Origin of the sequence: Streptomyces sp. NPDC005962 (genome assembly GCF_040629205.1) — a bacterium.
In the GTDB taxonomy this organism is placed as follows: Bacteria; Actinomycetota; Actinomycetes; order Streptomycetales; family Streptomycetaceae; genus Streptomyces.
The window spans coordinates 332,084-345,790 of record NZ_JBEXVE010000003.1 but is presented as its reverse complement, the minus strand read 5'-3'; the positions used below and the strand labels follow the sequence as shown (position 1 = coordinate 345,790).

11 protein-coding genes and 1 pseudogene are annotated in these 13,707 nt (G+C 68.6%); all 12 read right to left on the bottom strand.

Annotated elements, in window-relative coordinates:
* Positions 1–2 precede the first annotated feature (2 nt).
* The gene (locus ABZ370_RS07720) at positions 3–506 is read right to left on the bottom strand and encodes a hypothetical protein (protein WP_358617896.1); all 504 of its coding nucleotides are present in this window, start codon (positions 504–506) and stop codon (positions 3–5) included.
* A gap of 41 nt (positions 507–547) precedes the next feature.
* Positions 548–655 (bottom strand): DUF6086 family protein, encoded by a 108-nt coding sequence (locus ABZ370_RS07715; protein ID WP_358617894.1) that lies wholly within the window; start codon positions 653–655, stop codon positions 548–550.
* 439 nt (positions 656–1,094) lie between these two features.
* Positions 1,095–1,307 (bottom strand): hypothetical protein, encoded by a 213-nt coding sequence (locus ABZ370_RS07710; protein ID WP_358617892.1) that lies wholly within the window; start codon positions 1,305–1,307, stop codon positions 1,095–1,097.
* 990 nt (positions 1,308–2,297) lie between these two features.
* Positions 2,298–6,668 (bottom strand): DUF6531 domain-containing protein, encoded by a 4,371-nt coding sequence (locus ABZ370_RS07705; RefSeq protein ID WP_358617889.1) that lies wholly within the window; start codon positions 6,666–6,668, stop codon positions 2,298–2,300.
* Complete coding sequence (locus tag ABZ370_RS07700; protein WP_358617886.1) at positions 6,665–7,255, bottom strand: hypothetical protein; 591 nt, start codon at positions 7,253–7,255, stop codon at positions 6,665–6,667. Before ABZ370_RS07700 ends, ABZ370_RS07705 begins: the two co-directional genes overlap by 4 nt.
* A complete protein-coding gene (locus ABZ370_RS07695) occupies positions 7,242–7,592 on the bottom strand; it encodes an SseB family protein (protein ID WP_358617884.1) in 351 nt (116 codons plus the stop codon). The genes ABZ370_RS07700 and ABZ370_RS07695 overlap by 14 nt, the downstream gene beginning before the upstream one ends.
* Positions 7,593–7,703: 111 nt before the next feature.
* Positions 7,704–7,852, bottom strand: a pseudogene (locus ABZ370_RS07690) (undecaprenyl diphosphate synthase family protein); the annotation flags it as partial.
* Positions 7,853–8,046: 194 nt separating this feature from the next.
* On the bottom strand, positions 8,047–9,444 hold the full coding sequence (locus tag ABZ370_RS07685; RefSeq protein ID WP_358617882.1) for a cytochrome P450: 1,398 nt from the start codon (positions 9,442–9,444) through the stop codon (positions 8,047–8,049).
* A 214-nt stretch (positions 9,445–9,658) separates the two neighbouring features.
* Entirely contained in the window at positions 9,659–10,498 is an 840-nt protein-coding gene (locus ABZ370_RS07680) for an isoprenyl transferase (RefSeq protein WP_358617879.1), read from the bottom strand.
* Positions 10,499–10,532: 34 nt separating this feature from the next.
* The gene (gene recO, locus ABZ370_RS07675) at positions 10,533–11,279 is read right to left on the bottom strand and encodes a DNA repair protein RecO (protein ID WP_358617876.1); all 747 of its coding nucleotides are present in this window, start codon (positions 11,277–11,279) and stop codon (positions 10,533–10,535) included.
* 77 nt (positions 11,280–11,356) lie between these two features.
* On the bottom strand, positions 11,357–12,769 hold the full coding sequence (locus ABZ370_RS07670; protein ID WP_358617873.1) for a hypothetical protein: 1,413 nt from the start codon (positions 12,767–12,769) through the stop codon (positions 11,357–11,359).
* A 36-nt stretch (positions 12,770–12,805) separates the two neighbouring features.
* Positions 12,806–13,546, bottom strand: a complete 741-nt coding sequence (locus ABZ370_RS07665; protein WP_358617870.1) for a methyltransferase domain-containing protein — start codon at positions 13,544–13,546, stop codon at positions 12,806–12,808.
* Positions 13,547–13,707 lie beyond the last annotated feature (161 nt).

Genomic DNA, 13,707 nt, shown 5'->3' with positions numbered 1-13,707 from the left:
CCTCACCTCTTCAAGCTAAACCCGACACTCCACACATCTCCCTTTCCCGGCCGGTGATCGCACTCTTCCCGATCGTCCACCACGATCACGGAGGTGTTCGTCTCGCGCACCAGGAATTCGAGGTAGCCATCCTGCTGTATGCGCTCGAACTCGGGCGCCCCCGGTGTCCTGGACAGGGCTTCCCGCAACTCGGCCCAGGAACAGTACGCGGGAAAGTCGACACCCATGTCCCGACGCCACTCCTCCGCCATGCCCTCGCTGTCATCCGCCAGCCGGTGCACCTCGATGACCCCGCTGGTCATGACCCACTCCTCTGGCCCTGGCCGACCGGAGAAGTACAGCTCCACGAATCCGTAGTCTCTGCGCAGGGTTTGATGCCCTTCATCGACCACTTCGATGAACTCAGCCTTCACTGCCTGGTCGACCTCCCTCATGGAGGCCCCAGGGCCGATTCCATGGAGTCGGCCAGTGGCAATGAGGTCCGCCAAGAAAGAGATTCCGTCCATGTCCCCTCCACGTGACAAATGGTTCGGTGGGTGGTCGATAGTCATCGCGCCATGAAGCGGTCCAGCTCCCGCATCGCGGTACGCAGTCGAGCCGCCCCGTTGGAGGGGTTCCACAGTGTCTCGTTGCCCATGTCGAAGTACTGACTCATCGCGATGGCCACCCGCCCAGGCAGTTCGACTCACTTCAACATCTTGCGTCGCCCGCCCACGCCCGGATCTCCAAGGCACCCCGGTGAACAGCCTCTTCCGGACTGTATGCGAGTTGCCCGCAGACCGCTGCGACGTCCGGCGCACGGTCCGATCCCGCGAGCGCGTCATGCACCCCGGTCTGCATCCAGTCGGCATGATTGTCGTCAGCCTCGACAACCGCGAGAGCGATGAGCCTCACGGCGGCCACCGTGCCCACCCGAGTCAGGGCCTCTGCCGTCCATCGGGTTACCGCCGTGTCCTCGGCGTCCAACAACAGCCCTACCAACGCTTCCGCAGCCTCAGGAACATCAGCGAAGGAAGCAAGGTCACACCCCGCACGAACACGTTGCGACCATGAAGGAGACGAAACCTCGGCCAAGGCCGCTTTCAACCCACTCATCACGGGCCGACCACCGGCGACGTCACCAGCGACGCGCGGAGTCTGCCCAGCCAGCGGTAGCAGAGATCGGGTGTGACGGCCTCGAACAACTCAGGCGTTGAGATCTCGAACAGGAACTGCGTCAGCAGGTCCTCGTGCCCTTCTTCGACCTCAACGTCCTCGCGAAAGTGCACCGTCTGCGCCCAGAGGGAGACCTCGCTGGGCTCTGCCAAGCCCCTCCACAACCTTCTCCAGCGCGGCCACAACGATGACGCGGTCGAGGGTCCTGACCGGTGACGCGCATTCGTCCCGGACCGCATGGATGAGGTCGGCCAGTGCACCACGCCAGTGGAGGAAGTCCTCAACGGCCCGGTTCCCCTTCATGTTCATGCTGGCCATGATCCCCAAACCGAAGCTCTGGACGCAATCGTCTCCACCGCGGCCACGGCCGCATCGCCGACGCGACCATGAATTCTGACCAGATGCCCCAATGCTAGTGCTGCGGCCCGCCGAACACCCGGGTCGCCATGATCGGCGAACTGAACAACCCGATTCTCCATTCAAGCGCGCGAACCGGGACGCTCACTACGAGACCCCCACCAAGTGCCTGAATTCTCGCGTTCACCTCCACTCGCAGTTCATAATTCTCACCAATGAGGATGGCGAGAGCCACGTCGAAGCAGACACGGATTACTGATTGACCTCGAAGGTGCAGGGCCGGCACCAGCAAGCCCTGAGGCCCCCTCAATGAATTCCATCCTCAGACAAATGCGAGAGCACTTACCGCGCTTGAAATTTCACTCTCCCTATATCCAGTTCGATAGAATGTCTCACGCTCCCCTAGCGCCGACACCACGAACTGAAGAAGAGTGGGCCACCGATACGCGATACGCTGGGGAACCTCCACCCTGATTTCGTCGGGGACGTGACCTTGCTCCCGATTTTGTTCACCATCAGCTGTCCACAGAGCGAAGGATTCCGCCTCCGCATTACTGTTCAGGACGATGCGGAATTGCTCCGCCGCCCGCCTCTTACCCAGCAGCTGCCGAATATCCCTCACACCAGTGAGCAAAATATCGAGATCACCCGGTGAGCACCCCTGGTCACGCAAGCGTGACTCCTGGAACTCGTAAAGTTGCATGGTGACCTGGAAAATGGCTCTGAATTGAGTGGCGTCCAGGACTGTCGTGCGGCCGGATCGATCCTTGGGATTTTTGTTCGCACTATTCGAGCACATTATCAAACCAGCCCCTTCCGCCCTTTGGCGTAAATACGGTTCCGCCGTCGCCGTTTTCAATCACAACGACACCCTTGTCTGGGTCCCAGTACCCCACTCGGCCTTCCTCTAGATCATACCTGGTGACAACGTTAGGCACATTACCGTTGATGACTCCGTCCACGTAGTGGGCCAACGCTTTTTCGTCGACCCCTCGAACGAAGTGTGTGCCATTACCATCTGGCCGTTGTGCCGACTTCAATGCATGGTCGGCGATGTTCTGAGATATTTGATCCGGCCCACATGAGTGCAATCCAAGGGGATCGGTCCACAGCAGTGAATTGGTCACGTAAGCGTAATGGTTGGGACCTGGTCTCAGCCCAAGAGGATCCGGGGTGGCGTAGCGGGCGGTTTCGGGGTCGTAGTGGCGGAAGTAGTTGTAGTACAGGCCGGTTTCGGGGTCGGCGTATTGGCCGGGGAAGCGGAGGGGGCAGTCCGTGGCGGATGGTGGGGCGGGGAGGGGGGTGCCCCAGAGGGTGGTGCGGGTTTGCCGGGCGAGGTGGCCGTCGGGGGTGACCAGTTCGGTGGGGGTGCCGACCAGGTCGGTGATGACGGCGTGGAAGTGGGAAGTGCCCAGGTCTCGGTTGGTTTGGGTGAGGGGGCGGTGGGTGCCTGGGGTGTAGTCCCAGGTGGTGTGGGTGCCGTCCTGTGTGGACTGTTCCGCGAGGCGGGTGTCTTCCCAGGTGAATTCGAGGGATTCAGCGGCGGTGCCGTCCCCGGCCAGGCGTTGTTTGGATATGCGGCGGGCGAGGGGGTCGTAGGTGTAGTGCCAGTGGTCGCCGTCGGGGGTGGTGGCGTCGGTGAGGCGGTCTTCGGCGTTCCAGGTGTAGGTCCAGGTGCGGGTCTGGCCGCTCAACAGTTTGCGGGTGCGGCGGGTCAGACGGCCCTGGGCGTCGTGTTCGTAGGTGGTGCGGCCCGCTCGGTGGATGATCGTGCCGGTGAAGTCGCGGTCGCCGGGGGTTTCGTGGTCGGGGGCCGTGGCGTGGGTGAGGTTGCCTGTCGTGTCGTAGGCGTAGGTCTCGGTCCAGCCGTGGGCGTGGACTGCGGTGACGCGGCCGACCGGGTCGAGGGCGAAGCGGCGGGTGCCGGAGGTGAGTTCGCGGATTTCGGTGAGGTAGCCGTCCGCGCGGTACGCGTATGAGCGGTGCTGGAGGAGACGGTCGGCGGCGTCGGAGCCACCGGTGAGGGTTTGGGTGGTGAGGCGGTCGGAGGTGTCCCAGGTCTGGGTGAGGGACACCCCGTCGCCCAGGCGGCGTTCGGTTTCGCGGCCCGCCGCGTCGTAGGTGAAAGACAGGGCGCCCGCGCCGTTGTCGAGGGTGGAGGGACGGCCTGCTGCGTCGTGTGTCCACGTGGAGTGCAGGCCGCTGGGGGTGGTGCGTTCCGTTCGGCGGCCCACGGCGTCGTACGCGTACGTCGTGGTACGGCCGTTGACGGTTTCTGACAGGACGCGGCCCAGAGCGTCGCGGTCGATGCTCAGTTCGGCGTCCGGGTTGGTCGCTTGGACCAGTTGGCCTGCGGCGTTGTAGGCGAAGGTCGTGGCTTCGCCCGTGTCGGTGAGCTGTTCGGCGATGCGGCCCAGCGCGTCGCGGGTGAAGTGGAGGGTTTCGCCTGCGCCGTTGGTGCGGGTCCGCAGGCCCCCGGCCGCGTCGTGGGTGTAGGTGAGGGTGCGGCCGTTGAAGTCGCTCTCGGCGGTGAGGCGGCCCGCCGGGTCGTAGGTGTAGTCCCAGGTCAGGCCCTGGGGGTTGGTCACGGTGGCGAGGCGTAGCTCGGTGTCGTAGGTGAAGGCGTACGTGGCGCCGTCGGGGTCGGTGCGGGTGGCGGGGAGGTCGAAGTGGGTGTGGGTGTGGGTGGTGGTGTGGCCCGCGGCGTCGGTGTGGTGGGCGAGGTTGCCCTCGGTGTCCCATTGCCACTCCTCCCGGGTGCCGTCGGGGGCCTCACGCCATGCGGGTTTGCCTTCGATGGTCCAGCCGTGGCGGGTCGTATGCCCCAGCGGATCGGTGATGGCCGTGATGCGGCCGTGCGGGCCCCGGCGGACCTGGGTGGTCTGGCCCAGCGGGTCGGTGACCGCGACCGGTAGACCGGCGGGGTTGGGGGTGACCTCGGTGGTGTGGCCCAGGGCGTCGGTGATGGCGGTGAGGTGGCCACGCGCGTTGTAGGCGTAGTGGGTGGTGGCGCCGGTGGGGTCGGTGGTGGCGGTGCGGGCGCCGCGGTCGTCGTAGGTGTGGCGCCAGGTCGCACCGTCCGGCTCGCGGATCTCCAGGGGCAGGCCCCAGGCGTCGTAGACGGCTTCGGCAACGGTGCCGTCGGGGCGCTCGACGGCGATGAGCCGGTCCTCGTCGTCGTAGCGGTAGCGGGTGGTGTGGCCCAGGGGGTCGGTGACGGCGAGGGGGTGGCGGTTGCCGGGGTCCCATTCGGTGCGGGTGGTGTTGCCCAGCGGGTCCGTTTCCGCGATCACCTTGTACGCCTCGTTGCAGACGTAGGTGTTGGTGTTGCCCTGGGAATCGGTGTAGCGGGTGGTGCGGGCGGCTGTGTCGTAGTGGAGACGGCCCGACATGATGCCGTCGGGGCCGATGGAGCGCAGGGCCCGGCCGCGGTGGTCGTAGACGTAGGCGTAGCAGGTGCCGTTGCGGTCGGTCCAGGAGGTGACGCGGTGCTCGTCGTCGTACTGGTACCGCAGCGGCAGTCCGGTGGAGTTGATGACCTCGCTCATGTCCGCGGCCTGGTCGTAGCCGAAGGAGACCAGCGTCGTGCTGTGCTCATGCTCCTGGCCGTGCAGCAGCCGCAGAGCGGTGATGCGCAGGAGCCCCGGGTCGGTGTCGACGGCGATGCGGTAGCCGCCGGAGTGGGTGACCTGCGTCGGCGCGCCGTAGGGGTCGTAGGCGATGTCGATGCGGTCGCCGGTCCCGGTGCGGTCGGTGATCGCGGTCAGGGCCAGCTCCCGGCCACCCGCCGGGAGGGGTGCGAAGTGCAGGGTGCGGTTGCGTTCGGGGGCGGTGACGGTGAACGTGCCGTCCGGTTTGCCGTCCCAGGACAGCGGCCATCGCGGTCCGTGCGTGGGCAGCACGGGAATGTCAGGCTTCGGCACCGGGTAGGTGAGGAGCATGCCGTCGTCGGTGATGTAGACGACGCCCTTGTCATCGAGTTCCAGGCGCTGGTCGAGGGTCCCGGCCCAGGTCCGGCCGAACCAGCCACCACACGGATGCCCGGAGACGTAGTGCCGCCCCAGCACCAGGGGCAGCGCGCCGGGGAGGGTGACGTCGGTGGCGGACATGACCATCTCGCCGGTCGCGACGTCGATCGGATCGCCGTCGCACTTCTTCTCGCCGTCCGAGATGCAGCTCTTCCCCGGCTCTTTGTCGGCGTGCTTGCGGGCGCTGCCGTCGCGGCGCAGTCCGCGTTCGCGGTTGAGGAGGCGCTGGGCGGCGTTCTTGGCCACGCCGGCACCGCGGCGTGCGGTTCCGGCGCCGCCGGTGGCCAGGGCCAGGAGGATTTCGGGAGTGAGCTGACCGGCGGCGCGGGCGGGGTTCTTCTGCCATTCGTCCCAGTTGACGGCCGCCTTGGCGAACTCCTTGGGGTGCTGGGCGGCGTAGGCGACACCGTCGACGGTGCCCGCCAGCCGCAGGCCGACGCCGTCGGGCCCGTCGTGGACCATGTCGTCGAAGCCCTCGTACCAGCCGCCCACGGTGTCGCCCGCACCACCGAGGAAGTCCTTGAACCTCTGCATGCCGCTGGGCCCCGGGGGCTTGTTGGGGGCCTTCTCCGCGGCTTTGTCGATTTTGCGTCTTGCCGCGTCGACGACCAGCGTCAGCTCGCTCTCGAGCTTGTCCAGCCGTCTGTAGCAGCCCTCCAGCGCGGACATCCCCGGATCGTCCTCCGGCGGACGCTCCGGCAGCGTCTCGGCCTTGCGGTCCACCGCCGCGTTGTAGTCGGTGACCTTGTTCCAGTAGCTCTTGGACTTCGCCCGCGCGTCGTCCGCGTCCTCGATGATCGGCTTGACCCGCTTCTGGACAGACCGCAGCTTGTCCGCGTAAGCGTCCAGCGCGTTCGCCGCCGCCTTGAAGTAGGTCTGCGCCGACTCCAGCTCCTTGGGCAGCTTCTTCGTCGCGTCCTTGAAGCTGTCCGAGGCGGCACCGGTCCAGTCCATCAATGACAGGACATCGAGCTTGTCGTATCCGTCCTTGAACGCCCCCGCATACGCGCGCAGCTTGACCGCGAGATCCTCGCTGTCCGACGGCTTGCCGGGAATGACATCCGAGGGCTTCGCGTGCGGCGGTATCCGCTCGGCCGTCCCGCCCTCGATCGCATCACGCTGCGTCACGCGATCGTCCCCTTCGACCCGCCGTCATCCACCCATCCCCCGTCGTAGAGCTTGCGCGGATTCCTGGGCGGCTCATACGTCCCGCCCGTGCCCCCGCTGTCACTGCCGCCACCGCCACCGCCGTCGTCGAGCCACGGCTCCTGATAGATCTCCGGCGGCGGATCGAACTTCGGCCGCGAACCTTCCTCCCACGCCTTCATACCGGCCTTGCCGAAAGGCAGTTTCGCGATGTTGTCCTCGGTCGGCGCGAAATCCTTGATCCGCAGCAGATCAGCCAGCATGTACGCGGCGATCACCTGCCGCAGCGTCGACACCACCGTGTCCGTGTGCTCCGCCACCCGGCCCATGCCAAAACCCCAGGCCGAGAGCATCTTCTCGCTCGAGTCGTAGATGTCGAAGTCGGCCGAGTTCTGGATGTCCTCCGACAACGCCTTCCAGTGGTCCTTGATCTTCCGCGCCGCCACCACCGACTCCTCCAGCGGAGTCAGCACCTTGCGCACCGAAGCGATCTGGATCTTGTACCCGTCACCCGGCTTCGGAGCGTCCGCGCCACCAGAACTCGCCGCCCCGCCCTCATGCTCCGCCATCACGTTCCCCCTGGCCGTCCATGGCCTTCAGCGCTTCGGTGTCCAGTACGAACGCCCTGGGGCCCAGCGGATCCACCAGCGCGCGTACGCCCTCGGGCAACAGCTCGACCAGGTCCGCCACCGTCGTCGACGCCCATCCGCACGGACCGGCGAACAACGCCAAGCCCTCCCAGGACGTGAACACCGGAACCATCGGGCCCTCATCCGTCTCCGAGACCAGAAAGCCCGGCTCCTCCGGCCGCTGGAAATACAGACGCCACTGCCGCATCGCCGCCAACCGCTCCGCATCAGACATCGACGCGGCCGCTTCCGCACGGACCAGATCGCGCAATGACATTCGTTCCCCCCGTTTCACTGGTGCCACTAACGGATCATCCCCAGCGCGTATGGTCGCACGTAGGTTCCATGCTCCGTATGAAGCTGTGGACGCCGGTGTGCCCCGGGCGGTTCAGGCGAGACAGGGCAGGCGCTCCGGGATCGCCCCGCCGAAGCGGCGGTCGCGGGAACGTATTCCAGGCAGGCGCGCCACAGGTCGCGGCGGTCGAAGTCGGGCCACAGCACGTCCTGATACACCATCTCGGTGTACGCACTCTGCCAAGCGGGGCGTGGGGACGGCCCCGGGCCAGTACGCCCGTACCGGGGCCCACCAGTCGAGCAGGCCCGCCCGCGCTCGGCGCCGCGCGGCGAGGTCTGCTCACTATCTGCTCGCCGGTGAACGTCGACACGAAGCCGAACCCGTTGAGCATGACCCCGTAGTGGGGGCCGCGCCGAGCAAAGAGTGCGCCGCCCGCCTACCCCCGGCGCAGGCTCGCCAGGAGCCGCCAGAGCGCGGAGCGGGGCCGTGTCGGCCGGCCGGGGGCGGTCGCGGGCTCGGGGGCCGGTGCGGGCAGTCCGGAGGCCGGGGCGGGCGCGAGCGCGGGGAGCCCGGGGGTCGGGGCCGCCGCGGCCCGGGCGCGCATCCGGAACCGGACCGGGAAGGACTTCAGACCTCGTACGTACGTCGACGAGCGCCACGGCAACTGGTCGGCGGGCAGCCCCAGTTCGAAGTCGCAGCGCTCGAACAGCCTGCCTACCGCCGTGGTCACGATCATGTCCGCGAGTTCCCGCCCCGGGCACTGGTGCGGCCCCGTGCCCCAGGCCAGATGGGCGCGCGAGCTGGTCGACCGCTCATAGCTGTTGGTCGTCGTGAACAGCGGGTCGCCGTGCGCGGCGGCGATCGAGGGGATGACCATGTCGCCCGCGGCGAGCCGGAAGTCCCCCAGGTCGGTGTCGGCCACCGGGTAGCGGGCGGTGAGGTTGACCCACGGGGGCGAGGCGATGTGCACGCGGTTGACGAGCTCTTCGGTGGGGCCCGCCATGAGGGCCGCGTGCGTCCCCACCTCTCCGTCCAGCACCTCCAGCACACTGTTGGTGATGGCGTGGCTGACCAGCTCGGACACGATGACGAGGATCGCGTACAGCTCGAGGCCGATCTGTTCCACCGTCAGTGGAGGGTCGGTGGCGAGCAGCCGGGTGGTCAGGTCGTCGCCCGGGTTCTCCCGCTTGTACGCGGCCAGCTCGGTCGTCGCCGCCACCAGCCGCCCGACGGCCGCACCGGCGTCCGGGCCACCGTCCACCATCCGCCACGAGTCCATGAAGACGTCGTCGCCCTGGTCGATCGGGAAGCCGAACAGCCGGTTGACGACCATCAGCGGCAGCGGACGCGCGAACTGTGCGCCCAGGTCCACCCATCCGCTGTCGCTGCCGTCCGCGAAGAACGTGATCAGCTCGTCGGCGTGCCGGGAGATGGCCTTCTGCATCTCCCAGGACTGCGGCGCCTGAGTGTCCTGGAAGGGACCGAGCGCGTCGTCCACGGCAGCGCGCGTCGCCTTGCGCTCCTGATCGTCGCTCAGCAGCAGATGGCTGACCTGATAGGCAGGCAGATGCGGCCAGTCGGACGGCACCCCGCCCTCACGCAGCAACCGCCAGTGCTGGACGTTCTTCTTCCATGTGCTCTCGTCCCGCAGGACCTCCCACACCTCGCGGTAGCCGAGAACCAGCCACACCGGGACCCCGTGCAGATCCACGGGAGCCACCGGGCCGTACCGGCCCCGCAATCGGGCGTAGACCGACCCGGGCCGGGTCTCGAAATCCCGGGTCATCAGCGGTTCAACGGCCAGGGATGCCAACTCGGACGGGGGGAATTGCATGTTCGATGTCCTAGGGGGTACCGCCCAGCGGTAGCTGGGGGAGCGACAGCAGTGCTCGTTCCGGCCAGGCCTGGTGGTCCGTGGTGGGGGGAAGAGCCACAGGGCATCCTGTCGCACGACACGGAGCGAAATCGACCCGCTACTGGGCAGCCACACTAGCGCCCGGACCAGGGGCTGAACAGAGCGGCCCCGGCCCGGACCTGCCGGAAGACCCTCATGCCGGCCGTGAGCCGTCCTCCTTCTTCAGCTGGTCCTCGTTCGGGATCGCGCCGCCGAAGCGGCGGTCGCGGGAGGCGTATTCCAGGCAGGCGCGCCACAGGTCGCGGCGGTCGAAGTCCGGCCACAGCACGTCCTGGTAGACCATCTCGGCGTACGCGCTCTGCCAGATCAGGTAGTTCGACGTGCGCTGCTCGCCCGAGGGGCGGAGGAAGAGGTCGACGTCCGGCATGTCGGGGAAGTAGAGGTACTTGGCGAGCGTCTTCTCGTTCACCTTGGACGGGTCGAGCTTGCCCGCCTGGACGTCGCGCGCCAGCGCCTGCGCCGCGTCCGCGATCTCCGCGCGGCCGCCGTAGTTCATGCAGAAGTACAGGGTCATGGCGTCGTTGTCCTTGGTCTGCTCCTGCGCGACCTGGAGCTCCTGGGCCACCGACTTCCACAGCTTCGGCATCCGGCCCACCCAGCGGATGCGGATGCCCAGCTCGTCCATCTCGTCGCGGCGGCGGCGGATGACGTCACGGTTGAAGTTCATCAGGAAGCGCACCTCGTCGGGCGAGCGCTTCCAGTTCTCCGTGGAGAAGGCGTAGAGGGAGAGGTTCTTGACGCCCATCTCCAGACAGCCCTTGAGGACGTCCAGCACGACGGCCTCGCCGACCTTGTGGCCCTCCGTGCGCGGCAGCCCGCGCTCCTTGGCCCAGCGGCCGTTTCCGTCCATCACGCAGGCCACGTGGTTCGGCACCAGCTCGGCGGGGATCTTCGGCGGGCGGGCGCCGGACGGGTGCGGGTCCGGGGCCCGGTAGTCGCGCCGCTGTCGGCCCAGAATCCCGCGTCGTGCCATGGGTCTCGCGTCTCCTTGTGTCCTGCGGTGTTCGTTACTTCTCTACGTACCGGAGCGATCTCAGGCCCCGCTCCAGGTGCCAGTGCAAATACGCCGCGACGAGCCCGCTGCCCTCCCGGACGTGGCGCGGCTCGCAGGCGTCCGCCGTCTCCCAGTCGCCGGTCAGCAGCGCGCCCAGCAGCGTCAGCGACTCCGCAGAGGGTACGACGCTTCCGGGTACCCGGCACTCCCCGCAGATGACGCCGCCCGCGCCGACCGAGAAGAACCGGTTCGGACCGGGCATCCCGCACTTCGCGCAGCTGTCGAAGCTCGGTGCGTAGCCGTTCACGGCGAGTGAGCGGAGCAGAAACGCGTCCAGGATGAGATGCGGCTCGTGCTCCCCGGAGGCCAGGGTACGCAGCCCGCCGACGAGGAGCAGATACTGCTGTACGGCGGGCTCGCCCTCATGGTCGGTGAACCGCTCGGCCGTCTCCAGCATGGCCGTCCCGGCGGTGTAGCGGGCGTAGTCGGTGACGATGCCGCCGCCGTACGGAGCGATCGTCTCACTCTGTGTGCACAGCGGCAGCCCGCGGCCGATCAGCTCGCCGCCGCGGGCGAAGAACTGCACGTCCACGTGCGAGAACGGTTCGAGACGCGCCCCGAACTTCGACTTCGTACGGCGCACGCCCCGGGCCACGGCCCGGACGCGGCCATGGTTACGGGTGAGCAGGGTGATGATCCGGTCCGCCTCACCCAGCTTCTGGGTGCGCAGCACGATGCCGTCGTCGCGGAACAGACTCATGCGGCTCATTGTCCCTCAGCGGGACAGGTGGTCCAGTCGCCCGCCCTGGCAGGTTCGCCGCTCTCGTGTACCTCCGCTCAGCGCGCGGCGTCCGCGAGCAGGTCGAGGGCGAGTTGCTGGAGCTCGGGGCGCAGAGCCCGGCGGCGCCCGGGACTGGACGTCAGGTGTTCAGCACTCGCGTCACGCCCGCGACGACGGCCGTCGTCAGCAGCCAGCCCGCCGCGATCAGCGCGTAGGCGGGCCATTGGACGGGCTCCGACGGCCAGTACCAGGCGTTGCGCTGGCCCAGGCCGCCGATGGGGATCAGCAGGTCGAGCGCGTAGACGAGCGGGCTGAACGGGGCGCCCTCCCCCGGCTTGACCGGCTTCGGGTGGGCGGCGCCGAAGACCGCCGTGCCGAGCAGGGTGAGGGCGGTGAGCCAGAGCCCGGCGAGCCAGGGGCGGTAGCCGTAGCCGACCGTCGCGTCGAGCAGATGGCCCCAGGCCCGGCCGAGCGGGCGGAGGGTGGCGCGGCGGTGGCGTTGCTTCGCGAGCAGGACGCCGCGCGCGTCGTCGTCGTGGGCCGATGGACTGGTACGTGGCGGCGAGCTGCGCGTACGGCTGCGGCCGGTATCCGTCGGGGTCGCGCTCGACGAGGGCCAGGCAGCGGGCGACGGGCAGGTGGGGTTCCAGGGTCTGGTAGACGAGGCCGTCGAGGTGGACGGGGGCGGACGCGTCGGTCGGGAGGTGCCATACGTCGAGGCGGCCGTGGCGCAGATCGACGGTGCCCTCCACCCGCGCGGTCCGCAGGTCCAGCTCCCCGGTCCGGATGTGCCGGGCGTCCACCGCGTGAGCGGCGGGGTGCCGGATCGTGGCGTCCCGGAAGCTGACGGCCCGGGCGACGGTGGCGGCCGTCAGCACGACCGCGCCCTCGGCGTGGAATCCGTCCCGGCCGACGATGCCGCTGCCGACGTCCAGCCGGGAGCCGTCGAGTGCCACACCGCCGGGGTGGGAGATGTGTGCGCCCTGGAGGAGCAGATTGCCGTCGATGCGGGTGTCGGCCAGGTTGACCGGGCCCCGGATGCGGGCCTTCATCAGGTCGAAGTTGCCCGCCACCGTCACCGCGTTGACCGCGAGGCCGGGCAGATACGAGCCGCCGAAACCGGTGACGTGCAGCGTGGCCCCGTACAGCTGGGGCGGCTCCTCGAACCAGCACTTCTCCAGCCGCAGTACGCAGCACACCTCCGCGAAGACCAGCCGCAGCCGCCCCGTCACCCGGGCGCCGACGAGGTGGACGACGGGGGTCTCGCCCGGCCTGGTGTCGGCGCTGCCGAGCAGCAGGGAACGGATGACCTCGGCCCGTACGGTGCGCTCGGGGCCCCAGCCGGGGCCGTCCGCCTCGGGGTCCTCAGGGCCCTCGGGCTCCTGCGGTGTCGCGGCGCTTCGTACGTCCACCTTGGCACCGGTCGCGAACGCTTCCCGGAGGCGGCGCTCCGGCTCGGTGAGCGTCATCGGGCCAGTATGACGCGGGAGTTGGCGCCGACCGGGCTATCGGGCGACCGCGGCTCCGGCGGAGGTCCGGTTCGCCCCCGAAACCGTGTCCGCGGGGCGCTGGAGCTGCCAGACGTGGGCCGGGGGCAGGTTGGCCCACACCGCGCTGCAGCCGGTGGCGTAGTGGCGCTGGTAGTCGGCCAGCACCTCCTCGGAGGCCCGGTGGCGCCGTGCCTGGGTGCGGGAGGCCAGCGCCATCAGGGTGCGGGCCTGCCGGGTGCCGCGGTAGGCGAAGTAAGTCAGCAGACCGCCGGGGCGCAGCAGCTCCAGATACCGGCCCATGATCGCTTCCACCTGGTGGGGGTCGAAGTTGGCGAAGGGCAGACCGGAGATGATCGCGTCGTAGCGGCGGCCTATGTCCAGCTCCTCGACGTACGCGTGGTGCACCCGGGCCTGACCGGGGTGTCCGGCCAGGTCCGGGTGGGTGCCGATGAGGTGGCGCAGCCGGTCGGTGAAGCGGGGATTGGCCTCGACGATGTCCAGGCGGCTGCCCGCCGGGAGCTGGGGGATGAGGGAGCGGGTGACCGACCCGGTACCGGCGCCCGCCTCCAGGACGTTCAGCCGCCGCCCCGCCTGAGATCGCACCGGCTCGGTCAGCGCGTGGGCCAGCGCCCGGCCGCTGGGGGCGAGGGCCCCGGTGGTGCGGATATCGCGGGCTGCCTCGAGCAGGAACATCCAGTTCCCGGCACCGCTCTGCGCGAGGGCACGATTGTGCGAGGGGGTGATCGAGTCGTCCATGGAACGACGCTACAAACCGGCCACGCGACAGCCGATCGTTCTCCATGTGACGGTGCCCACCCATGACGGCGGGGTGGCGGCACGGAAGCCCCGCGAAGGGGCTCCGGGGGGCCGTCCGACGGGCGTTCCGGGGCGAGTTGAGGCGTAAACCGGGAGGGGGC

What these genes read in the sequence shown, in the direction of transcription:
- ABZ370_RS07670 (WP_358617873.1), bottom strand. Translation starts at nt 12,769, where the DNA reads ATGACGCTCACCGAGCCGGAGCGCCGCCTCCGGGAAGCGTTCGCGACC.
- ABZ370_RS07685 (WP_358617882.1), bottom strand. Translation starts at nt 9,444, where the DNA reads ATGCAATTCCCCCCGTCCGAGTTGGCATCCCTGGCCGTTGAACCGCTG.
- ABZ370_RS07695 (WP_358617884.1), bottom strand. Translation starts at nt 7,592, where the DNA reads ATGTCATTGCGCGATCTGGTCCGTGCGGAAGCGGCCGCGTCGATGTCT.
- ABZ370_RS07720 (WP_358617896.1), bottom strand. Translation starts at nt 506, where the DNA reads ATGGACGGAATCTCTTTCTTGGCGGACCTCATTGCCACTGGCCGACTC.
- ABZ370_RS07665 (WP_358617870.1), bottom strand. Translation starts at nt 13,546, where the DNA reads ATGGACGACTCGATCACCCCCTCGCACAATCGTGCCCTCGCGCAGAGC.
- ABZ370_RS07715 (WP_358617894.1), bottom strand. Translation starts at nt 655, where the DNA reads ATGAGTCAGTACTTCGACATGGGCAACGAGACACTGTGGAACCCCTCC.
- ABZ370_RS07700 (WP_358617886.1), bottom strand. Translation starts at nt 7,255, where the DNA reads ATGGCGGAGCATGAGGGCGGGGCGGCGAGTTCTGGTGGCGCGGACGCT.
- ABZ370_RS07680 (WP_358617879.1), bottom strand. Translation starts at nt 10,498, where the DNA reads ATGGCACGACGCGGGATTCTGGGCCGACAGCGGCGCGACTACCGGGCC.
- recO (WP_358617876.1), bottom strand. Translation starts at nt 11,279, where the DNA reads ATGAGTCTGTTCCGCGACGACGGCATCGTGCTGCGCACCCAGAAGCTG.